1 protein-coding gene is annotated in these 461 nt (G+C 53.6%); it reads left to right on the forward strand.

Annotated elements, in window-relative coordinates:
- Positions 1–461 (forward strand): hypothetical protein (locus E1189_RS22230; RefSeq protein WP_196220843.1); only part of this gene is annotated, 461 nt, incomplete at both ends.

A 461-nucleotide genomic window follows, 5' to 3' on the forward strand; every position in this document is an offset into this window, starting at 1 on the left:
ATGAATCTTCGTTTCCGCAGGGGGCGCTGGGATTTCCGGGCCACACCTACGGCACAGTGGAATAAGAACGCTGCAGGCACAGACCGTGATGAACGTTTGCAGCTAAACGGGAGCTGGGCTGATGGAGATCTTTATGACGCAGATATGCGCTTTGATGGAGGTGTGTCCAGCAGTGCCGGGGAAGATCGCCTGAATAGCCGGTTCCGTTATGCTGGTGCTTATGGCAGCACGGATGCTTCTCTCTCCCATGTTCGTACAGCCAGTCAGCAGACCACAAGCTACGCCCTGAATATGGGTACAAGTTTTATGACCAATGGCGAGTACGTGTCTATTGGTGGTCAGGAGCGTGCTCAAAGTGCGGTTGTCGTTTATATTAATGGCCGGAAAGGGGATCGGTTTGATGTGTTAGTGAATGGTCGCCGCCAAGGGTATGCGGTTGTCGGGCAGCACACGCTTATTCC

Origin of the sequence: Parendozoicomonas verongulae, assembly GCF_009711465.1 — a bacterium.
Taxonomy (GTDB): domain Bacteria; phylum Pseudomonadota; class Gammaproteobacteria; order Pseudomonadales; family Endozoicomonadaceae; genus Sansalvadorimonas; species Sansalvadorimonas verongulae.